The sequence below is a fragment of the Glaciibacter kafniensis genome (assembly GCF_039538945.1).
Classification (GTDB): domain Bacteria; phylum Actinomycetota; class Actinomycetes; order Actinomycetales; family Microbacteriaceae; genus Cryobacterium; species Cryobacterium kafniensis.
Genome location: NZ_BAABCN010000017.1, coordinates 353,429 through 374,628 on the forward strand (window position 1 = coordinate 353,429; position 21,200 = coordinate 374,628).

17 protein-coding genes are annotated in these 21,200 nt (G+C 63.7%); 12 read left to right on the plus strand and 5 right to left on the minus strand.

Translation table 11 applies throughout. The features are described from left to right. Positions 1–72 precede the first annotated feature (72 nt). The 6 genes from ABD791_RS20460 to ABD791_RS20485 all read left to right on the plus strand — a co-directional run bounded on the left by ABD791_RS20460 (position 73) and on the right by ABD791_RS20485 (position 7,840). Positions 73–465, plus strand: a complete 393-nt coding sequence (locus tag ABD791_RS20460) for a PPOX class F420-dependent oxidoreductase (protein WP_345069752.1) — start codon at positions 73–75, stop codon at positions 463–465. 88 nt (positions 466–553) lie between these two features. Further along, positions 554–1,711 (plus strand): exonuclease SbcCD subunit D, encoded by a 1,158-nt coding sequence (locus tag ABD791_RS20465; RefSeq protein WP_345069753.1) that lies wholly within the window; start codon positions 554–556, stop codon positions 1,709–1,711. Then, a complete protein-coding gene (locus tag ABD791_RS20470; RefSeq protein ID WP_345069754.1) occupies positions 1,708–4,722 on the plus strand; it encodes an AAA family ATPase in 3,015 nt (1,004 codons plus the stop codon). Before ABD791_RS20465 ends, ABD791_RS20470 begins: the two co-directional genes overlap by 4 nt. A 159-nt stretch (positions 4,723–4,881) precedes the next feature. Then, complete coding sequence (locus ABD791_RS20475) at positions 4,882–5,250, plus strand: hypothetical protein (protein ID WP_345069756.1); 369 nt, start codon at positions 4,882–4,884, stop codon at positions 5,248–5,250. 137 nt (positions 5,251–5,387) lie between these two features. Continuing rightward, positions 5,388–6,077, plus strand: a complete 690-nt coding sequence (locus ABD791_RS20480) for a hypothetical protein (protein WP_345069758.1) — start codon at positions 5,388–5,390, stop codon at positions 6,075–6,077. Between the two features lie 131 nt (positions 6,078–6,208). Beyond that, entirely contained in the window at positions 6,209–7,840 is a 1,632-nt protein-coding gene (locus ABD791_RS20485) for an APC family permease (protein WP_345069759.1), read from the plus strand. On the opposite strand, the gene ABD791_RS20490 is transcribed toward ABD791_RS20485, so the two are convergent. The 3 genes from ABD791_RS20490 to ABD791_RS20500 form a co-directional block, all read right to left on the minus strand. Further along, on the minus strand, positions 7,818–10,049 hold the full coding sequence (locus ABD791_RS20490; protein ID WP_345069760.1) for a RecQ family ATP-dependent DNA helicase: 2,232 nt from the start codon (positions 10,047–10,049) through the stop codon (positions 7,818–7,820). The genes ABD791_RS20485 and ABD791_RS20490 overlap by 23 nt on opposite strands. 204 nt (positions 10,050–10,253) lie before the next feature. Continuing rightward, complete coding sequence (locus tag ABD791_RS20495; RefSeq protein ID WP_345069762.1) at positions 10,254–12,053, minus strand: glycoside hydrolase family 2 protein; 1,800 nt, start codon at positions 12,051–12,053, stop codon at positions 10,254–10,256. Further along, positions 12,050–13,111 (minus strand): LacI family DNA-binding transcriptional regulator, encoded by a 1,062-nt coding sequence (locus ABD791_RS20500; RefSeq protein WP_345069763.1) that lies wholly within the window; start codon positions 13,109–13,111, stop codon positions 12,050–12,052. Before ABD791_RS20500 ends, ABD791_RS20495 begins: the two co-directional genes overlap by 4 nt. A gap of 112 nt (positions 13,112–13,223) precedes the next feature. Here ABD791_RS20500 and ABD791_RS20505 point away from each other — a divergent pair, with 112 nt between their 5' ends. The 4 genes from ABD791_RS20505 to ABD791_RS20520 all read left to right on the plus strand — a co-directional run bounded on the left by ABD791_RS20505 (position 13,224) and on the right by ABD791_RS20520 (position 17,622). Next, a complete protein-coding gene (locus ABD791_RS20505; RefSeq protein WP_345069764.1) occupies positions 13,224–14,549 on the plus strand; it encodes an ABC transporter substrate-binding protein in 1,326 nt (441 codons plus the stop codon). A 66-nt stretch (positions 14,550–14,615) separates the two neighbouring features. Further along, entirely contained in the window at positions 14,616–15,518 is a 903-nt protein-coding gene (locus ABD791_RS20510; RefSeq protein ID WP_345069765.1) for a carbohydrate ABC transporter permease, read from the plus strand. Then, entirely contained in the window at positions 15,518–16,366 is an 849-nt protein-coding gene (locus ABD791_RS20515; RefSeq protein WP_345069766.1) for a carbohydrate ABC transporter permease, read from the plus strand. The genes ABD791_RS20510 and ABD791_RS20515 overlap by 1 nt, the downstream gene beginning before the upstream one ends. A gap of 26 nt (positions 16,367–16,392) precedes the next feature. Next, the gene (locus ABD791_RS20520) at positions 16,393–17,622 is read left to right on the plus strand and encodes a family 1 glycosylhydrolase (protein ID WP_345069767.1); all 1,230 of its coding nucleotides are present in this window, start codon (positions 16,393–16,395) and stop codon (positions 17,620–17,622) included. On the opposite strand, the gene ABD791_RS20525 is transcribed toward ABD791_RS20520, so the two are convergent. Together ABD791_RS20525 and ABD791_RS20530 are read right to left on the minus strand one after the other, a co-directional pair. After that, positions 17,588–17,923 (minus strand): hypothetical protein, encoded by a 336-nt coding sequence (locus ABD791_RS20525; RefSeq protein WP_345069768.1) that lies wholly within the window; start codon positions 17,921–17,923, stop codon positions 17,588–17,590. The two genes, ABD791_RS20520 and ABD791_RS20525, sit on opposite strands and share 35 nt — an antisense overlap. A gap of 34 nt (positions 17,924–17,957) precedes the next feature. Next, positions 17,958–18,368, minus strand: a complete 411-nt coding sequence (locus ABD791_RS20530) for a VOC family protein (protein WP_345069770.1) — start codon at positions 18,366–18,368, stop codon at positions 17,958–17,960. 90 nt (positions 18,369–18,458) lie between these two features. Here ABD791_RS20530 and ABD791_RS20535 point away from each other — a divergent pair, with 90 nt between their 5' ends. Then, on the plus strand, positions 18,459–19,595 hold the full coding sequence (locus ABD791_RS20535) for a D-alanyl-D-alanine carboxypeptidase family protein (RefSeq protein ID WP_345069771.1): 1,137 nt from the start codon (positions 18,459–18,461) through the stop codon (positions 19,593–19,595). 58 nt (positions 19,596–19,653) lie between these two features. Continuing rightward, positions 19,654–21,027, plus strand: coding sequence for a M18 family aminopeptidase (locus ABD791_RS20540; RefSeq protein ID WP_345069773.1), 1,374 nt, complete (start codon positions 19,654–19,656; stop codon positions 21,025–21,027). Positions 21,028–21,200: the final 173 nt, after the last annotated feature.

The following is a 21,200-nucleotide window of genomic DNA, read 5'->3' on the forward strand; positions in this document are numbered from 1 at the left end:
TCTACGGGGACCAGTATGTGATCGACAGGTGGGCCGTGGAAGAAAATCGTCAGATGCTGGTTGTATCTGAGTATGACGAAGACAATCCCCACTGACCTGCTCGACCTGCTCACCGAGCCGCATTTCGCCAGTCTCGGCTCGATCCGGCCGGATGGCGCGGTGCAGGTGAACCCGATGTGGTTTGAATTCGACGGCGAGACAATCAGATTCACTCACACCACACAGCGGGTGAAATTTCGCAACCTGCAGCTCAACCCGGCGATGACGGTGCTGGTTCTCGATCCGGCCGACCCTATGCGCTTCCTCGAGGTGCGCGGCCGCTTGATCGATGTGATCGCCGACCCGGAGGGTGACTTCTACGTGCACCTCGGCCAGCGCTACGGCAACCCGCACACCCCAGCGCCGGCTGACAAAGCCGATCGCGTCATCCTGGTGATGAGCATCGAGAAGACGACGCGCAAGTAACGCGCTTTGCGCGTCTTCGATCCCGCACGCCGCCGGAGGCCCGCCTGTCGGCGACAGTCTGTCAGGGGTCGGCGCTAGCGTGAGAAGCATGAAGATCCTTCACACGTCTGACTGGCACATCGGTCGCACCTTCCACACGCACTCGACCGTCGGTCACCTGCGCCTGGTGCTCGACGGGCTTGTCGACGTGGTGCGCAGCCACCAGATCGACGTTGTCGCGGTGGCCGGCGACGTCTTCGATTCCGCCGTGCCGTCGGCCGAGAGCTACACGGTGCTGTCTGGCGCGTTACGGGCACTGCGCGACGCCGGAGCGACAGTGGTGATGACCAGCGGAAACCATGACTCGGCCGCTCGACTCGGTTTTCAGTCTGAGTGGGCCGGGCTCGCCGGCATCCACGTGGTCACCCGTCACGATCAGTACCGTGAGCCGATCGTCGTGACGGATGCGCATGGCCCGGTGCGGTTCTATGGCATCCCTTATCTCGAGCCCGCGTTGATTCGCCACCACCATCCCGACGTCGAACTGCGCACGCACGAACAGGTACTCGGCTTCGCGATGCAGCAGGTCAGAGACGACATTGCCGCGTACGGCGGCCGTTCGGTCGTTCTTTCGCACTGTTTTGCCGCGGGAGTCAACGCCAGCGATGTCGAACGGGACATCAGCGCCGGCGGGCTCGATCTCGTGCCCGCGAGCGTGTTCGATGGGCCCGATTATGTGGCGCTGGGGCATATTCATGGGCGTTCCACCCTCAGCGAACGGGTGCGCTATTCGGGGGCGCCGCTGCACTACTCCTTTTCCGAAGCCGGCAAACCCCGAGGAGGCTGGCTGGTGGAGCTCGACGCCGACGGACTGGCCGGCGTCAACTGGATCGACCTGCCGATCCCGCGCCCGCTGTCGGTGATCATCGGCGAGCTTGACCAGCTGCTCACCGACGACGCCCATGCCGGCGTCGAAGGCAACTGGGTGTCGGCCATCCTGACCGACCAGGTGCGCCCCCTCGACGCGATGCGCAAGCTGCAGGCGCGCTTTCCCTACTGTGTCGCTCTCGACCATCGCCCGGCCATCGTCGTCGACGAGCGGTCGATCAGCTATGCCGAGCGCATCAAGGCTCAGACCGACCCCGACATCGTCGCCAGCTTTCTCGAGCTGGTGCGCAACGGTGTCGGCCCGAGCGAGTTCGAACGCAGGCTGGTGGCCGAGGTTCTCGCCACGGTGCATACTCCGACCGACGAGGGCGTCGAATGAAAATCAAGAGACTGCGCATCGCCGGGTTCGGGCCGTACAAAGACGAGCAACTGATCGACTTCGAACGCTTCGACGACGACGGCATCTTCTTGATCACCGGCAAGACCGGTGCAGGCAAGAGCAGCATTCTCGACGCCATCTGTTTTGCGCTCTACGCCAGCGTGCCGCGGTACGACGGCACCGAGTCGCAGCTGCGCAGCGACCACTGCGAACCAGATGACCCCACTTTCGTCGAACTCGAGTTCGCGATGGGGGAGACCGACTATCGCATCTATCGCACGCCACGCTACGACCGGGCAAAGAAGCGAGGCGGCGGAACGACGACGTCACAGCCTGACGCGCGACTCGACGTGCGCGACGACAGCGCCGCGTCACCCGCTACGTCGCCCGCTGCGTCGCACGCAGCGCCCAGCGCTACAGCGCACGGTGACGGATGGCGCGGCATCGCAGCGCGCCCCGTCGACGTCGGTCTCGAGCTCAGCCGCATTCTTCCGCTGAAGCAAGATCAGTTTTTGCAGGTGATCCTGCTCGCTCAGAACCGGTTCCAAAAGTTTCTCCTCGCCAAGACCGACGACCGCCGTGCCGTGCTGCGCACGTTGTTCGGCACCGCACGTTTCGAACGCTTTGAATCTGAGTTGCTCGCCAGGCGCAAAGTGCTGGGCGAGCAGATCAGCACCCTTCAGCAGCAGATCGGCGGGTTCGCCTCCACCATCGCTCACCAGCTTGAGCACGAGAGCCCACCGGACTCACCGACACGTGAATGGTTCGAGACAGTTGAAGCTGAGCTTGCCGCCGAGTGCGTCGTGGCAACAGCCACAGCTGTCGCAGCAGATGCGGCGTTCGCGACGGCGTCCGACGACCTTCAGCTGCGCACCATTCTGCGCAGCCGACAGGAGCGCAGGGATGCCGCCCGGCTCACGCATGAATCTCTCGAGAGTCGCCGGGCCGAGATCGATGATCTTCGGGCGAGATCGGCCGACGCCCAGCGTGCGGCGCGGGTCATGCCGCAGATTCGTGCCTTGGCCGAGGCCGAAAGCGCTCGGGCGCGGGCCCTGGCCAACGAGGCCGCAGCGCGAGAGCTCTGGCTTCAACTCGGCGAGTCGCCCGAACGAGTGAGTCCTGCCGGCCTGCAGAGCACCATCGACGAGATTGTGGGGCTCCAAGGTTCACTGCACGATGTCCTGGCTGCCGAGAAGCTCGTGCCCGCGCTTGATCACGATGTCGACGTCGCCGAAACTCGACTGGCTGAGCATTCTGAGGCGCTGGCCCGGGTGCAAACTGCTCTCGCCGAGCTTCCGGGGCGCGTCGACACCGCGACAGCGCAGCGTGCGGAGGCAGCGCTTGCGGCCGCCCGGGAAGCTGAAGCGCGGGCCGAACTCGCACGGCTCGACCGGGAGGGAGTCGCCGCCGACACGGTGCGGCGCCTCGAACCTGTTCTCGAACGGGCCCAGCAGAGCGAAAAAACCGCGAGTGCGGCAAATCGTGCCGCTGCCACGGCATACGACGATCTGCTCGATCGGCGTCTTGCCGGCCATGCCGCAGAATTGGCCGCCGATCTGGTCGACGGTCAGGGCTGTGCAGTGTGCGGATCGACGGCGCACCCGGCCCCCGCGACCAGAACTGCTCTGCCGGTTGGCGAGCAAGACATTGAGCTCGCGCGCGCCGCCCAGGTCGACGCCCAGTCCGCGCTCGATGCGGCCCATGAGGTCGTTCAATCCACGGCGTTGGCGTTGGCCGAAGCGCGCACCCGCGCTAACGATAAGACGCCAGAGCAATGGAACGCCGAGCATGAGGGCGCTCTGGCCACGCTCGAACAGGCTCTGGCCGCGCGTGACGACGTCGCGCGTCTCGAACGTCGGCTCGTCACCCTGCGTGCCGAGCTCGCGCTCGCCCACACCGAGCTTGTCGACGTGCAGGCAACCCGCGATGCGGCATCCGCGCTCGTCACCACGCTGCGCAGCCAGCGCGCGACGATCGTTGCACGTGTGGCCGACCACCGGGGCGAGTTCGAAACCGTCACCAAGCGAGTGGCGCGGTTGCAGAGCGAGCTCGATGCAGCGCGTCGAATCCTTGACGCCGACACACTCTGCGATCAACGCCAGGTCGCGCACGAGCTCGCGGTCTCGGAGTTGAACGCGCAGCTTCATCTCGAAGGGTTCGCCGACCAGGAGGCAGTGCGTGCCGCCCGGGTGTCCGACGATGACATCGCCGAGCAGCACGACATTCTGCGTCGATACGACGACGAGCTCGCGGTCGTGAAGTCGATTCTGCAGGAGCCGGGCATCGCCGAGCTTGCGACGACTCTGGTCGACGTGGAGGCGGCACGCGGCGCTGCCAACGCGGCAGCCGTCGAACGCGACAAGGCTCGCTCCATCGCGAGCACTCTCCTCGAGCGAGCGCGTCAGATCGGGGCCCTGGTTGCCGATGCGATTGCCCAGTTCGATGCATCCGACACCCTGCTTCACACCCAGACCCAGGTGCGCGAACTCGCTGCAGTCGTGCACGGCGACGAGCCCAACACCAAACGGATGCGGCTCGAAACGTATGTGCTGGCCGCTCAGCTGGAGGAGATCATTGCGGCGGCCAACCAGCGCCTGCGCACGATGACCGGCGGCCGCTACCTGCTCGAGCATGACGACTCGCTGCAGTTTCGGGGCGCCCAGTCCGGGCTCGGCCTGGCCATCCGCGATGCGCACACCGGTCGGGCCAGGCCCACGCACTCCTTGTCGGGTGGCGAAACGTTCTTGGCCTCGCTCGCGCTGGCGCTCGGGCTGGCCGAGGTGGTGTCGCAGCAGGCGGGCGGCATTGCTCTGGACACGCTTTTCGTCGACGAGGGGTTCGGTTCGCTCGATGCGGAGACCCTGGAGACGGCGATGAGCACCCTCGACAGCCTCCGCACCCGCGGGCGCACGATCGGTCTGATCAGCCATGTCGACTCGATGAAGGAACAGATCCCGGCGAAGCTTGCGATCGTCGTCAGTGAGCGTGGCGACAGCAGTATCGTCGTCTAGTTGTCGTGGGTCAGGATGTTGCTGACACTCGGCTGAGGTGAGGAAACGTCGTTCCGCATCGGTCGGGTATGCTCAGGCCTCGCCGATGGAGGCATCCCTCCGCTGGCATTTTATTGGTACGGCGTTCTACTGCAACGTCGAAGAAGAAAGCAGAAACTTATGGGGGATCCCTTGAACTCAACCACGCCGGAGTTTGACAGCGGGCCGTGGGCGACCATCTCGTCCGGTATGAAGATTCACGCCAAGCGCGGCAGGGTGGTCATTTCTGAAGGCCACCTTGGTTTGTTTCGGGAGAACGGGGACCTGATCGACAGCGCGCCCTTGGCCTCGGTGCAACTCAAAAAGGGACTCATGTACTCCATGGTTCCCATGCCTCAGTTGATCGTGGGCGGTACCAAGTACAAGGTGATGCTGTCGTACGAGCGCTCGATCGAGGGCGGGCTCGGTGACCAGCAGGCCAAGGAAGTTCAGTATGAAGACAACGAGAGACTGGTGGAGGTCATCCGCCGCCTCGGTGGAAAGGCTTAGTGAGGAGATCCTCCGCCCGCACAGCCCTGTCTCGGCAGGCGGCGGCGTTTTGCGCTGAGCGAGGGTACGTTTTTCGGGACAGTGTCCTCAACCCGCCGGTTTCCGGGTTGCTCTTTCGGAGTACGAGAAATGTGGTGATGCGGGACGTCATTGACGCGCTCGCTGCCGATGTCCCCTTTCTCTACTCCAGAGTCTCAGCGCGTGGGCGGCGGCTGCGGGGCATGAAACTCATCATGCTTCCGCTGCCGCGCCCCATTCCGAACATGGTTCTCCTCAGCACCACCGGGAACGTGCTGAAGAATCTGGGCATCGCAGTGAAGGAAAGCCAACGACTCGCGGTGGAAGGCGACTTTCAGAGCCGGTTCACTCTCTACTGCCCCGCCGGGTATGAAGTTGATGCGCTCTACGTGTTTTCCCCTGACGTTCTGGGTCGACTCATGGATGCCGCCGATGGCTGCGACCTGGAGATCGTTGACAACCGTGTTCTGATCTATGCCCCGGCGCACGCCTATTCGAAGCCGGGGCAACTCGCCGACCTGCCCGACCTGGTGCGGTATCTTCACGAGAAGTTTGACCGGCAAACCCGCAGCTATCGCGATATGCGTCGGTCAGATGAGACGTTGAACGACCCGTTTCGGAGGGCACAGATCACCGCCAGCGGGCAAGGAACTGAGGAGGGGCACATGGTTGGAGCCTTGGGTCGCCGCCTGCGTACTCGCACGACAGCATGGCACAAGGCGGGAATTGCTGTGGCAGCGACTCTCGCACTGTCGGCGGCTCTCTACTGGGTCGGGATGGTCGCTGCAGCACTGTTTGCAGCGAGCTGAGCTCGTGAGTTGCCGCAGGTGCGCACCGGCTGAAACAGGGGTAAACCGGTATTTAGCCAGATCGCTCACCCGAACGACCGTTTTGGCGTAGGTTCACGGCCTCTAGCCGCCGCCGGCGTTGGGAGTTCCCGATGACAGCCACCGTTCCTCAACCTGAACAGGTCGACAGCAAAGGGTTGAAGGGCGGCGCCCTCAGCCTGCTCTCCAGCGTGGTCATCGGCGTCGCCTCCACGGCACCGGCCTACAGCCTGGCCGCAAGCCTGGGATTCATCGTGGCCAGCGGCGGCGCCCTGCTCGCCGGTGTCAAAGCGCCCGGAATTGTGATTCTCGCGTTCATCCCGATGTATCTGATCGCAGTCGCCTATCAGGAACTCAACAAGGCAGAGCCCGACTGCGGAACCACGTTTACCTGGGGAACCCGCGCGTTCGGCCCGATCACCGGCTGGCTGGGTGGCTGGGGCATCGTCGCCGCCGATGTGATCGTCATGGCGAACCTGGCCCAGGTGGCCGGTTCGTACTCGTTCATCTTCGCCGGCGATCTCGGGCTCACCGGGGTCGCCGACCTGGCCAACGACCCGCTGTGGTCGACGGTCGCCGGGGTGATCTGGATCGCTGTGATGACCTACATCTGTTATCGCGGTATCGAACTCTCGGCGCGCATCCAATATGTGCTGCTCAGCGTTGAGGTGATCGTCCTCGTGCTGTTCTCACTCTTCGCTCTCGTGCGGGTCTACACGGGCACCGCTGAATCGTATTCGCTCGTTCCGAGCCTCGACTGGTTCAACCCATTCACGCTCGACTTCGGCAGTGTGATCGCACCAGCGGTGCTGACCGCGATCTTCATCTACTGGGGGTGGGACACCGCGGTCTCGATCAATGAGGAGACCGAGAATCCCACCAAAACGCCGGGTCGTGCGGCGGTGATCAGCACGCTGCTGCTTCTCGGCACCTATGCCCTCGTCACTGTCGCAGCTGTCGCGTTCGCCGGTGTCGGCACGGGCGGAATCGGGCTCGGCAATGAGACCAACGCCGCCGACGTCTTCTCGGCGATCGGTCCGGCGCTCTTCGGAAGCAGCGCGCTCGGCCATGCCGCTGCGTTGCTGCTCGCGCTGTCGATCCTGACGTCGGCGGCCGCGTCGACCCAGACCACGATTCTGCCGACGGCACGCACCACCTTGTCGATGGCCGTGTTCCGGGCGCTCCCCGAGAAGTTCGCGCGTATCCACCCGAAGTTTCTCACCCCAACGTGGTCGACGATCGCGATGGGGATTGCTTCGATTGGTTTCTACGTGCTCTTCACCCTGATCAGCATTCAGCTGCTCGGGGCGCTGATCGGCTCGATCGGTCTGATGATTGCGTTCTACTACGGTCTGACTGGCTTCGCATGCGCTTGGTACTACCGAAAAACGATGTGGTCGTCGTTCAGGAACGTGATCATGCGCGGGCTCTTCCCACTGCTCGGCGGACTCATGCTCACCGCCGTCTTTATCTATGGGTTGCAGCAATATGCGTTGCCGGACTGGCTGGTCGACGAGAACGGCGACAACGTCACGATCTTCGGAATCGGCGCCGTCGCGGTCGTCGGAATCGGCGCCATGGTGATCGGCGTCGTCGTGATGCTCGTCTGGTGGGCGGTGAATTCCGACTACTTTCGCGGAAAGACGCTCCCGCGGCACACCGACGGAAATCCTCTTCCCGTCGCTCAGATCGCTCCCGCTCAGAACACTCGCGACGACGGGATCACGAACGCACCGCGAGAGTGAATGGCAGCACAGCGGATGCCCCGCCCCGGCGAAGCGCGCGCCCGGTGACGGTGAGCGTCCAGCGGCTGTCGGCAATGTCATCGACGAGCAAAATCGGGCGCCCGGCGTAGGCCTCCAGCGCCGCGGCCAACTCCGATCCGACGACGAAACGGTCCCAGACATTCGAGAGCCGGTAGGCGCTATTGCCGCCCGATGTTCCGGTGGGTCCGCCGCCCGCGTGCTCGAGCGCACCGAGCCAGGGCAGACGCCCTGCCTCTGAAAACGTGCGCGCCACCGACTCGATCAGCAGTGGATGCCGACGACTCGGCACCGTGACGATCGCGGCAGGGCGTTCGTCCCAGTTCCAGTCGGCGAGCACGCGAATGCACGCGGCAAGCATGGCCGGACTCGCCGGGGCATCCGTCGGGCTCTGGCCCACAGGTGCAGCACTCTCTCCGGTTGCCGGCGGGCTGAACAGATCACGCAGTGCACCACCCCAGCCGAGGTCGGTCAGCCGGGCCAGCGCGCGCCCGGGGGCCAATCGCTCAGCTGGTGGAATGTTGCCGCGCACATTCACGCCGAGGCTGGCGACTCCGGTCGGCCATTGGGCGCGCGGTTCGATCTGCACACCGACCCGATCGAGCGACTGGGCCGCTGCGGCAGCGGCCTCGGCGCTGAGACCAGCGGGGTACCAGGGCGCTGCGCAATTGTCGCAGCGGCCACAGGCCACGGCGGTCTCGTCGTCGAGGGCACGTTGCAAGAATTCCATCCGGCATCCGGACGTCTGTTCGTAGTCGATCATCGAACGTTGTTCGGCCACTCGTGCTGCGCTGATGCGCTCATACCGATCGCGGTCGTAGACCCACGGTGTGCCGGTGGCAACCCAGCCGCCGGTCACGCGGCGCACAGCCCCGTCGACATCGAGCACCTTGAGCAGCAGTTCAAGCGGGGTGCGCCGCAGATCGACTCTGGCCTCGAGCGCCGGGGTGGACAGTGGAGCGTCGCCGTTCGCGAGGAGGGCGTCGATCACGGCCTCAGCCTTCACCTGGTTGGGCATCGACGCGGTGGCGAAGTACTGCCAGATCGCCTCGTCTTCTGGGCCAGGCAGCAACAGCACATCGGCGTTGTCGGTGGCACGACCGGCACGGCCGACCTGTTGGTAGTAGGCGACCGGCGACGAGGGGGCACCGAGGTGCAGCACGAAGCCGAGGTCTGGCTTGTCGAAGCCCATCCCGAGCGCGCTGGTGGCGACGAGGGCTTTCACCTCGTTGTTTTTGAGCATCTGCTCGGATTGCTCGCGCTCTGCGGTGTCGGTCTGCCCGGTGTAGGCGCGCACGGCATGCCCGGCGTCCCGCAGCAGCCGAGCAGTGTCTTCGGCCGCCGAGACAGTGAGGGTGTAGATGATGCCGCTGCCCGGAAGCTCGCTGAGGTGGGTGAGCAGCCAGGCCAGGCGTGCCTTCGCGTCAGGAAGCCGCAAGACGCCCAGGCGCAGGGAAGCCCGGGCGAGCGGACCGCGAATTGTCACGACTGCGGTGTTGGGCTGCTCGGTTCCGGACGTCTGAGTGCCGGGCTGCTTCGTGGCGTGCGTGGCGCTGGCGTGGGCGGCGCTGTCGTGGGCGGCGCTGTCGAGTTGTTCGGCGACATCCTGCACCACCCGGCTGTTGGCGGTCGCCGTCGTGGCCAGCACCGGCACTCCGGCCGGCATCTCGGCGATGAGATCGCGCAGGCGGCGGTAGTCCGGGCGAAAGTCGTGGCCCCAATCCGAGATGCAGTGGGCCTCGTCGACGACCAACAGGCCGACCCGACTGATCAAGGCGGGGAGCTGGTTGTCGCGAAAACTCGGGTTGTTCAGGCGCTCGGGGGAGACCAACAGCACGTCGACCTCATCGTTGGCCAGTGCCTGCAGTACCTCGCCCCACTCGTGGGCGTTCGACGAGTTGATCGACACGGCGCGCACGCCGGCACGGGCGGCGGCGGCCACCTGATCTCGCATCAGTGCGAGCAGCGGAGACACCAGAATCGTCGGGCCGGCGCCGCGCTGGCGCAGTAGCAGGGTGGCGACGAAGTACACCGCCGACTTTCCCCAGCCGGTGCGCTGCACGACGAGGGCACGGCGCCGCTGATCGACCAGGGTCTCGATGGCCTCGAACTGACCCTCGTGAAAGTCGGCATCGGAACGCCCGACCAATGTGCGCAAGACGGCGAGGGCGGATGCGCGTGTGTCGGTCATCTCACTAGCTTGGCAGGTGCCGGTGACAGTCAGCCTGGGTCTTCCTGAGTCCCGACGCCGTACGGGCTATCGTCGAGCGTTCACTCGATGTGTGCCCTGCCCTGCCCGGGCAGGATCTCTACTTCTTCGCCCGACGGTGCCCGGCGGTAGAACCTGGTCGCCTGGGCCGATGAATCTGACTGTGCTCTAGTGCGCCGACGATAGCTATTCTTCTCCAAGAATTGCGCGGCGCAACCGTTCGATGGGTAGTTTCGCTGTGCGGTCGGCCCACAGCAGTCCATTCGTTTCTTGCCCGGTGTCAGTGAGCTGTGTATAGCAGAACCCCGCGAGGATGGGGGAAGAATAGACCGCCTGAAGCTGGGACCTGATCTGCATTTCAAATTCAGTGAGATCATTTGCCGAGCTGTAGCCCCAGGAACCTTCGACCTCACCGTCGACGTAGCTCACGCCACCGAACTCGGTCAGCATGATCGGTTGGCCGGAGTCTTCTTGGGTTATTGAGATTCGTCTTCCTGCTGTCCCGTACCCGTCAAGGAGATTGGCCAGTGTATCGGCGGACCCGTAACGCGTGGCGAGCGAATCGGGATCCGTGTCGTAGTCATGGATCGTCCAGATGTCGGACGCCGTGTGCTCCCAGCCATCGTTGGATATGACGGGCCGTGTCGAATCGAGAGCGCGGGTGAGGTCGCTTATCGCACGACTGAATGCCTGCTGCTGCGTGTCGTGAGAGATGTGCTGAACGCCCCAACTTTCGTTGAGTGGTACCCACGCGACGATTGAGGGATGTGAACGATCCCGTTTGACGAGCTCCATCCATTCGGTCGTGAGGGCGCCGATCGCGCGGGCGTTGAATTCGTAAGCGCTGGCTGTCTCACCCCACACGAGCAAGCCCAACTTGTCGGCCCAGTATAGGAATCGCGGATCTTCTGCCTTCTGATGTACTCGGGCGGCGTTGAAACCGAGCTCCTTGATTAGCTCCACTTCCCGCCGTAGAGCGCCGGCGTCGGGTGCTGCCAGATGCGATTCGGGCCAGTAGTTCTGCGAGAGTACGGAACGCATGTAATACGGGCGGTCATTCAGCAAGAATTGACGGTGTGAAGTGGCGACCGATCTCAGCCCGAGGTAACTCGATACAGAGTCGAGGATCGCCTCAGATCGTTCGATGGTCACGTTGGCGTCGATGAGCCGGGGGTGTTCAGGGCTCCAGAGGAGCTCCTCATACTGCTGGCCGTTGCGTTGCCGGCCGATGCTGAGACGGAGTTGTGAGGTGCGCTCGAGCAGGTGGAATCGAGCCTCTCCGAGTACCTCTCCGTCGAAGGCGAGCGTCACCTTTGCCCACGTGTCGCTCTCCGGGTACTGATTCAGGCTCAGTTCCAGATCGACACTCGCCGTGGGAATGGAAGTCTCCCAAGTCAGCTCGGCGACGCGGATCGGCGGGACGGCCTCTAGCCACACCGGTTGCCAGATGCCGGTCGTGCGGTGATACCAGATGGAATGCGGAGCTTCCTTCCAGTCTTGCTTTCCGCGGGGGACGGACACGTCGTGCGGGTCATCGACCGCTCGCACCACGAGCGTATTGCTGCCCGCGGTGGCGATCGAGTCAGAGATGTCGAATGAGAACGGAGACTGGCCGCCCTCATGACGGCCGAGGAATTCGTCGTTCAGCCAAACATCAGCGGCCCAGTCCACGGCTCCAAAATGCAGGAGCACCCGATCGTGGCCCTCTCGCTGACCGGCTTCTTTGAGATCGAGTGCCGAGAATGTACGCCGGTACCAGGCGACGAGATGGTACCCGGTGTCGCCGATCCCGGAGGCGGGCGACTCGGGAGGGAACGGAACCAGAATGGACTTGTCGAATATGGCGGAGGTGTGCGTTTGAATCGGGTCTGTACCGAATCCGAAGTCCCACTGCCCATCCAATTCGCGCCAATTCGGTCGCATGAGTTGCGGGCGCGGGTAAGTGCCGTCCTGAGCTGACGCGGTGGGGGTGGGTGGATTTGTCATGCGCTGGCTCGCTTCACGATCTGGAACGGGATTGTTGTTGTGGGAACGGCGGTTGCCGACGGGTTTGCTTCACCGTCGAGGCCGTCGGCTTCGAGGAGCAAGTCAAGTGCGGCGCGAGCGATCGCGTCTTTGTCCGGCGAAACTGTCGTAAGTGACGGAGACGCGAACCGTCCCTCGTCAATGTCATCGAAGCCGACAACAGCCACGTCTTCGGGCACCCGAATGCCGTGCTCGGCCAGAGCGTGCATCGCGCCCAACGCGAGCAGGTCATTGAAGGCAAACACCGCATCGAATTCGACTCCGCTGGCGATGAGAGCGTCTGCGGCAGCTGCTCCGTCCGCCCGCTGGAACTTGTCCACGATGCACACCAATCTGTCGTCCGAGGGGATGCCCGCTGCCGCCAGTGCGGCGCGATAGCCGGCGAGTCGAAGGTCGGCAGTTTCTTTCGGAGCCACGGACTGCGCGCCGATCGCGGCTATTCGGCGACAACCGATTGCGAGAAGGTGCTCTGTCGCTGCGCGTGCGGCCGCAGCGTTGTCCACGGTCACGTGGGGGAAGGGGCTCACGCCGATGTGCTCTCCGAGCAGGACGATCGGGGTCGAGTCGAGACGAGTCGTCAGGTCATCGACACTCAAGGCGAGGGCGCTCAAAATCAAGCCGTCCATGACCGGGATGCCAACACCATCGCTGATGCGTCGTTCCGCATCCGCTTGCCCGTTTGTCTGGCTAATCAGGACGGTGATCGAACGTTCCTCTGCAGCACGCACCATCGCGGAGGCGAGCTCGGCGAAATACGGCTGGGCCAGATCGGGAAGGGCCAGTGCGATCATCCCGCTGCGCCCGCTTCGTAATTGTCTCGCCGCAGCATTCGGGCGATAGCCAAGTTCGACTATGGCAGCGCGGACCCGGAGTTTGAGGTCGTCCTTGACCCAGCCGGTACCGTTCACCACATTAGAAACAGTCTTTGCCGAAACGCCGACGTGTTCACCAACGTCCCTCAGAGTTATCTTTCCCACTTTGCTCCTCTTATGCCGAGGGGACCGGTCGCCCGCCTCCATTCAACGATTACCATGTCAGAAAAAAAAGGACTTGTCCAACGATTACCGAACACGGTATAAATGGAGGCATTCATTCCGTTCAACGTTGAACGGAAATTCAAAGGAGAAACAGATGAAGAGATACCTCAGTCCGCGCAAGCGGAGGCGGTCGGTGCTCGTCGCCGGCGTAAGCATCGCGGCAACCATGGCGCTCACGATGAGCGGATGCACGGGTGGAGGCACTCAATCGAAGGGTGCGAACGATCCGGACGCGAAAGTAACGCTCGACTTCTGGAATGGCTTCACGGGCCCCGACGGCCCCGCCCTCCAGAAAGTCGTCGACGACTTCAACACATCGCAGGATCGGGTCACCGTCAAGACGAATATCATGCCCTGGGACACGCTGTACCAGAAGGTGCTGACCGCCGCGGCGGGCAAGGACGGACCCGACATCGTGGCCATGTCCGCGTCGCGACTACCCCAGTACATCGACGAGGGCCTGTATCAGCCACTCGACGACTACTACGACAACGCTGATTTCGATTCGGAGGCGCTCGCGACGGCAGCAGTTGACGCGTCAATGTACGACGGCAAGAACTACGGGGTCCCGGTTAACATCGCCACGATGCTGATGTACTACAACAAGGACCTCTTCACCGCTGCGGGGCTCGACCCCGAGAAGCCCCCGACTACCTGGGACGAATTCGCCGAGATGGTGCCGAAGCTCACCGTCGACGAGAACGGTGACGGCAAGCCGGAACAGTACGCGATTGCCCTCGCGGACCATGAGACGGTTCCGATGTATCAGCCCTTCCTCTGGAATGCCGGTGGCGGTGTCGTCTCCGACGACGGGAAGACATCCGAACTTGGCTCCGAAGGCTCTCTCGACGCGCTCAACTTCTGGGTGGACCTGGTGAGGGAGCAGAAAGCTTCGCCCATTGGGCTCGCGGGTGCTGATGCCGACAAGCTGTTCACGACTGGCAAGGCCGCCATCGAGATCGTCGGCCCATGGATGACAGCCGGATTCAATGATGCCGGATTGAATTTCGGCCTCGCTCGGGCATTCGCCGGACCGACCGACGCGATCACGTTGGCCGATGTGGTCTCCATGTCCATTCCAACCTCAGCGGACGAGACGACGAAGCAGGCCGCCTACGAGTTCTTTGCCTACTGGAACTCCCAAGAAGGCCAGAAGACCTGGGCAGAAGGTTCCGGCTTCCCTCCGACCCGTTCGGACATCGCGAGCGAGATCACGGAAAACCCCTACCCGTCCATCTTCGGAGCTCCTGAGATCATCGACAACTCCAAGGTGTTACTTGCCGGTGTCGCCGCTGGCGGAACGATCACGACGACCATCTTTGAGCCGGCGTTGCAGAAGGCACTGAACGGCGAAGGAACCGTCGATGACCTGTTCACCGAGGCGTCGAAACAGGTCCAGGCGGAGCTCGACAAAAAATAGTCGCGCCACCACTCGCTGGTGGGGATGCGCCCGGCGCGGCCCCACCAGCCCTACGGAAATGAATCCATGACGACTGTTCCCAGAGCGGTGCGGCGAGGCCCGTCACGCAAAGCGATGACGGCCTGGCTGTTCCTTGCCCCCTCGCTCATCATCCTGACCGCTTTCACCCTCTATCCAATGATCCAGGCAGGCTACCTGTCGCTCACCGACTACAATCTCATCCGCGCTGCGGAATGGGTGGGGCTCGACAACTACACCGAACTCTTTGGCGACCCGGCATTCTGGAACGCATTCTGGAACACAATTCTCTATGCAGCCGTGGTGACGCCCGTGACGGTCATCCTCGCCCTGGTTTTGGCCGTCTTCCTCGACCGGCAGTTCGTCGGACGGGCCTTCGTCCGAACGTCGATTTTCCTACCGTTCATCGTGTCGCTCGGAATCATCGCAATTGCATGGACTTTCCTCCTCGATCCCAACATCGGCCTGCTCTCCTACTGGCTCGGCCAGATCGGCTTCGTCGCCGAGCAAGGCATCCTCAGTGACCCGCGATGGGCGATGCCCGCCGTCATGTTCGTGGGCGTGTGGAAGAACGTCGGCTTCTACATGGTCATCTTCCTCGCGGGCCTTCAATCCATCCCGGGGGAGCTCCGCGAGGCCGCGCGCCTAGACGGGGCAAACGCGTGGCAGCGCTTTCGCAACGTGACGCTCCCACTGCTCTCCAACCAGACCATGTTGGTCTCCGTCCTAGCCCTCATCGCGACGCTGCAGGCGTTCGACCAGATCTACGTCATGACGCACGGTGGCCCCTTCTTCCGCACCGAGACTCTCGTGATGCTGATCTACCGGGAGGGGTTCCAAGAACTGCGCTTCGGATACGGGGCCGCGATCTCCTGGGTCCTGCTCGTGTTCGTGTTCCTGCTTTCGATGATCCAATACGTATTCTTTCAGCGCCGGGAGGTGAAGTACTGATGACCACGGCCAAGAATCGCTCATACCTGAGCACCCGAACGATCGCCAAATGGATCACGGCCATCGCGGGGATAATTATCGCACTCGCTGTGTTGCTACCAATAGTGTGGATGGCGTTCACAGCGTTCAAACCCGAGTCCGACATCGTCAGCTACCCGCCAACGCTGTGGCCTCGCGAACTCACACTGGAGCACTTCGTACAGGTATGGGAGCGAATCCCGTTCGCCCGGCTGTATCTGAACACAATCATCTTCGCCGGCTCGGTAACGGTCATCTCCTTGTTCTTCGACTCTATGGCCGCCTACGCACTGGCTCGGCTGCAGTTCCGGGGAAGCGGCGTCGTACTCGTCGTGATTCTCATCCTGCTGATGCTCCCGTTCCAGGTGACCCTTATCCCGCTTTACGACCTGCTCAATAGCATCGGCCTCACAAACACCCTCCCCGGAATGATCATCCCGAGGATGACCAACGCCTTCGGAATCTTCTTCCTCCGGCAGTTCTTCCTGTCTCTCCCGAAGGACCTCGAAGAGGCCGCCCGTGTTGACGGTGCCAGCGAGTGGCGCATCTACTCCCGCATCATCATGCCTTTGGCAAAGCCCGCGCTGCTGACACTGGGATTGTTCCACTTCCAGTACAACTGGAACGACTTGCTGTGGCCGCTGATCATGTCCGCCGATGTCCAATCGGCCACTCTCCCTGCGGGCCTCTCGCTGTTCATGGGGCAGCACGTAGTGGAGTACGGACTGCTCATGGCGGGCTCCCTGCTCGCCCTGCTGCCCGTCATCGTCTTCTTCCTTCTCATCCAGCGCAGCTTCGTCGCCGGAATCGCCACAACAGGCCTCAAATGAGCGCCGACACCACAAGAAAGGATGCCGTGTCCGCACAGCATTGGATGAATGACGGCTCGCTGCACTTCGGTGTAGGGATCGAAGACACATTCGTTCCACAGGAACGCATCGGCCAACGACGCCTAGATGAATACGAACTGACCCAGCACTATGAGCACTGGCGAGAAGACCTCGGACTCGCCGCGGAAGCAGGCGCGCAGTTCCTGCGGTGGGGAATCCCGTGGTTCCTGGTCGAACCGCGACCGGGGGAGTTCGACTGGCGCTGGCTCGACGAGGTGGCCGCATACACGCAGGAGATCGGCCTGCGCGTAGTCGTTGACCTCATGCACTACGGGACACCGATGTGGCTCGAGAACCAATTCCTCAACGCGTCGTACCCCGAACGCATCGCCTCATACGCTCATCACGTCGCCGCCCGGTACAAAGGCGTCTGGGATGACTTCACTCCCCTGAACGAGCCCGTCATTAATGCGCAGTATTGCGGCGAGACCGCAACCTGGCCTCCCTATCTTTCGGGCCAAGACGGATTCGTGAAGCTGATGATCGCACTTTCGCGGGGGATGGTGCGCACTCAACAGAGGATCCTTGAAGCGAACCCGGCAGCCCGGATCGTTTCCGTCGACGCCGGATTCCGGTGGGAGGGCGACGAGACTCCTCTGCCCCTCGAGATCCTCCTCGAACGCCGTTTTCTTTCCCTCGACCTGACCATGGGCCGTGTGGACGAAAATCATCCCCTCCGCGAATACCTCGTGGAACACGGTGTCACTGACGCGGATTTCGGCTGGTTCCAAACCAACGCCGTAAAGCCAGACGTGGTGGGAGTCAATTACTACCCGGGCTTCACGACTGTCCGATATGTCGACGGCGTGACCGTTCCGGTCGAGGCAGGAACGATCGGCCTCCGAGATTTACTCACCCTGTACTCGGAGCGTTACCAGCTACCGCTCGCAGTGACGGAGACCTCCCGCGGCGGATCCGTGCAGTCCCGCGTGGACTGGCTGGGTGAGTCCGTCGCCGAGATCGATGCCCTACGCGCGGAAGGGATGCCCCTGGTCGGTTACACGTGGTTCCCATTCTTCACCCTCGTCGACTGGCTCTGGCGAAACGATCTCACCACCCCCGACGAGTGGTTCATCCACATGGGGCTCATCGACCTGCACCGCGGCGCCGACCGGGTCCTCGAGCGGCGAAAGACGGAAGCGTTCGGGCGATTCCAGGAACTCACGAACAGTCGTCGAGGCCCGACACCTGTCTGATCGCGCCAACCTGCACCGGGGGGGATCCGTCCGGGTCGAGCGGTTGCGTGAGTGACCAGTCGACCCGGACGAAGCTGGCTTTCGAGGCCTCATTCACGGCCGACATCAAAACCGGGCGCTTCTCGGCGCCCGTCGATGGTGATACCGACGGCAGCGACGAACGCCGGGGCGCCATTCTGTGCTTCACCCTCGCTTTGCAGTAGGCGGCATCGAGGAACATATTCGGGTGATCGAGCGCTGCCAGATCGCGATCGCGGAACGCCGTGATCTCTTCGTCCGGCCCGGACGGATTTTTGACCACGACCAGCTGAACTGTAGCCGGCCGACCGTAGGCGTCAGCCGGCGGGAGCCGCGTTCAAATCCATCCAGGTGACATCCCAGTGGTGACCGTCGGGGTCGAGAAAGCTGCGGCCGTACATGTAGCCGAAGTCCTGGGCATCGCCGGCCGGGCTTCCGCCGTTCGCGAGCGCGGCATCCGCCATCGTGTCCACGGCCTCGCGGCTCTCGGCGCTCAGCGCGATCATCGACTCGATCGTCGTGGCCGTGTCGGCAATCTGACGGCTGGTGAACGTCTGAAAGAAGTCGGGCACGAGAAGCATCGCGTAGATGTGGTCCTCGTCGATGACAAGGCAGGTGGCATTCTCGTCGGTGAACTGGGGGTTGAACGAAAAGCCAAGGGCGCTCCAGAAATCAGTCGAGCGCTGGAGACTCTGCACCGGCAGGTTGACGAAGATCATCGTTGACATGCACTCATCGTAGGGTCGAATATCGCGACACCCAAGGGGGTGGTCGAATCAAAGCCGGGTTCGGAGAGGAGCGTCGCTAGGCTCAAAGAAATGACTTCGCCGACTCGCCCCGAGATTCCCCGCATGGGGATTTCTCGCTTTGAGAAACCGGGGATCGCCGACCCGGTGGCCGGGCCGCCCGAGTCTGTGCTGGCTGAGCCGGTTGCCGCTGAGGCTTTGCCCATTGAGCTCGTCCCTGCTGAGTCTTCGCCAACTGAGCCGGTGGCTGCTGAGCCTGATGCCGGCGCGCCTGTCCGTGCCGAGCCGGCGCTCGCCGAAGCTGCTCCTGTCGAGCCGGTTCCTGCCGAACCTGTTCTCGGCGAGCCGGTTCTCGCGGAGCCAGCGCTCGCCGAACCTGTTCCCGCTGCGATCGCGGAGGCTGAACGCGTCAGCGCGAGGGTACCTGGCGCCCCGACTGCTGAATCGACACTCTCGCCGCGAGTGCGCCGCAACCGCATTATTGCCGGAGCCTCGCTCGCCCTGGTCGTCGTCGTGCTGCTGGGCGTGGTCGTCGGAAACCTCCTGGACGCAGGCCACGGTGCGGAGGCAAAACCTACAGTTGCGGCGCATCCGGCCGGAGAATTCAACCGCGCCGCCTTTTCTCTCGACGACCCGGCCAGCCCGTGGGTGATCGTCAACAAGCAGCGCCCGATAGTTCCGGTCGATTTCACTCCGCCCGATCTCGTCGAGGTGAAAGTCGCTCACACATGGAAGCCGCTCCTGCGTCAGGAGGCAGCTGTCGCGGTCGAGACAATGTTCGCTGCGGCAACCAGTGAAGCGGGACTCAGCCTGGAGTCGAACAGCGCGTACCGGTCGTACGCCTCTCAGGTCGAGGTGTACACCGAGGAAGTGACGTCGAAGGGACGCACCTCCGCCGACCAGAGCACCGCACGGCCCGGAACGAGTGAACACCAGACCGGTTTGACGATCGACATCGGTGCAGAAAGCGGAATCTGCCGGCTCAACGTGTGTTTCGCCGACTCCGCCGAGGGGCACTGGCTGGCCGAGAACGCCTGGCGCTTTGGATTCCTGCTGCGCTACCCGGCCGACAAGGTGAGCGTGACCGGATACGAATTCGAGCCGTGGCACTTTCGCTACATCGGAACCGACCTGGCTGCGGAGCTCCACTCCACCGGGGTGTCGACCCTCGAGGAGTTCTTCGGATTGCCCGCCGCGCCCACCTACTGACCGGGCGCGCGACCCCACCTGCACGCCCGCATCCGCGCCGAGTGGTTGGATTGAAGGCATGAATGCCACGACCGACCGCCCTGTTGACCGCACCGTTGATCTCGCTGCCCGACCGGTGGATGGCTACATCGACGACTTCGCTGCATTCATCACGGCGTCCCCGTCGTCGTACCACGCAGCAGAAGAGGTCGCCCGACGCCTCGACGCCGCCGGCTTCACCCGCCTCGATGAGGCCGAAGCCTGGCCAACCGGCGCCGGCCGCCGCTATGTCGTGCGCGACGGCGCCGTCATCGCCTGGATCCAGCCGGCCGGGTGCACGCCGACGACACCCTTTCGCATCCTGGGGGCGCACACCGACTCGCCCGGCTTCAAGCTCAAGCCGAAGCCGACCATCGAAAGTCACGGCTGGCTGCAGGCCGGCGTCGAGGTCTACGGCGGTCCGCTGCTCAACTCCTGGCTTGACCGCGAGCTCGAACTCGCCGGGCGACTCGTCACCCGCGACGGCGAAACGCATCTGGTGCGCACCGGGCCGTATCTGCGCATCCCGCAGCTGGCCATCCATCTCGACCGTGAGGTCAATGACGGTCTGAAGCTGGACCGGCAGCGACACCTCCAGCCCGTGTTCGGGGTCGGTGACAGCTCCGAGGCCGATCTCGTCGGCCACCTGGCCGCGCTCGCCGGGGTCGCCGCAGCGGATGTCGCCGGCTACGACATCCTGACTGCCGATACCGCTCCGCCGACGCGCTTCGGCCAGAACGGTGCGCTGTTCGCCGCCGGGCGCATGGACAACCTGACGAGCGTGCACGCCGGTCTGCTGGCGCTGCTGGCCGACACGACGAGCGCCGCGCCGAACGATGCTGTGTCTGGTGATGCGGCAGCGGGCGGCACCCCGGAGAGCAGGCACATCAGTGTGCTCGCCGCCTTCGACCATGAGGAGCTCGGCTCCGAGTCACGGTCGGGAGCCAGCGGGCCGCTGCTGTCCGACATTCTCACCCGCATCAGCGGCAACCTCGGGGCGACCCCGTCGGAACAGCTGCAGGCCTACGCCGCCTCCTGGTGTCTCTCGGCGGACGCCGGGCACTCGGTGCACCCGAACTATTCGGAGCGTCACGACCCCACCAACCGGCCCGTCGCCGGGGGAGGACCGCTGCTGAAGATCAACGCGAATCAGCGCTATGCGACGGATGCCGTCGGTGCCGCCCTGTGGGCACGCGCTTGCGAGCGGGCGGGCGTCGTTGCGCAGGAATTCGTGTCGAACAACACCGTGCCGTGTGGCAGCACCATCGGTCCGCTCACGGCGACCCGTCTCGGCATCCGCACGCTCGATGTCGGTGTGCCGCTGCTCTCGATGCACTCGGCGAGGGAGCTCTGCCACGTCAATGACCCGTTCGCGCTGTCGGCGGCGATCGAGGCGTTCTTCGCCGGGGCGTAGCTCGGCCGGCCGTGCACGGCCTGGCGGTGTCGAGAAGCCGGGGTCGCTCGATCCGGCCGTGCACGTAAGGGAGGAGAAATTGCGACTCGCCGAGGTAAACCGTCTGGGCCGACCCAGGGATTCCGGTCAGTAGTCCTCCGCTATTACTGATTGGATTGCGAATATGGCACGGA

Coding starts and splice junctions, on each gene's coding strand:
- ABD791_RS20460 (WP_345069752.1), top strand. CDS start 73: ATGACGAAGACAATCCCCACTGACCTGCTCGACCTGCTCACCGAGCCG.
- ABD791_RS20465 (WP_345069753.1), top strand. CDS start 554: ATGAAGATCCTTCACACGTCTGACTGGCACATCGGTCGCACCTTCCAC.
- ABD791_RS20470 (WP_345069754.1), top strand. CDS start 1,708: ATGAAAATCAAGAGACTGCGCATCGCCGGGTTCGGGCCGTACAAAGAC.
- ABD791_RS20475 (WP_345069756.1), top strand. CDS start 4,882: ATGGGGGATCCCTTGAACTCAACCACGCCGGAGTTTGACAGCGGGCCG.
- ABD791_RS20480 (WP_345069758.1), top strand. CDS start 5,388: ATGCGGGACGTCATTGACGCGCTCGCTGCCGATGTCCCCTTTCTCTAC.
- ABD791_RS20485 (WP_345069759.1), top strand. CDS start 6,209: ATGACAGCCACCGTTCCTCAACCTGAACAGGTCGACAGCAAAGGGTTG.
- ABD791_RS20490 (WP_345069760.1), bottom strand. CDS start 10,049: ATGACCGACACACGCGCATCCGCCCTCGCCGTCTTGCGCACATTGGTC.
- ABD791_RS20495 (WP_345069762.1), bottom strand. CDS start 12,053: ATGACAAATCCACCCACCCCCACCGCGTCAGCTCAGGACGGCACTTAC.
- ABD791_RS20500 (WP_345069763.1), bottom strand. CDS start 13,111: ATGGAGGCGGGCGACCGGTCCCCTCGGCATAAGAGGAGCAAAGTGGGA.
- ABD791_RS20505 (WP_345069764.1), top strand. CDS start 13,224: ATGAAGAGATACCTCAGTCCGCGCAAGCGGAGGCGGTCGGTGCTCGTC.
- ABD791_RS20510 (WP_345069765.1), top strand. CDS start 14,616: ATGACGACTGTTCCCAGAGCGGTGCGGCGAGGCCCGTCACGCAAAGCG.
- ABD791_RS20515 (WP_345069766.1), top strand. CDS start 15,518: ATGACCACGGCCAAGAATCGCTCATACCTGAGCACCCGAACGATCGCC.
- ABD791_RS20530 (WP_345069770.1), bottom strand. CDS start 18,368: ATGTCAACGATGATCTTCGTCAACCTGCCGGTGCAGAGTCTCCAGCGC.
- ABD791_RS20535 (WP_345069771.1), top strand. CDS start 18,459: ATGACTTCGCCGACTCGCCCCGAGATTCCCCGCATGGGGATTTCTCGC.
- ABD791_RS20540 (WP_345069773.1), top strand. CDS start 19,654: ATGAATGCCACGACCGACCGCCCTGTTGACCGCACCGTTGATCTCGCT.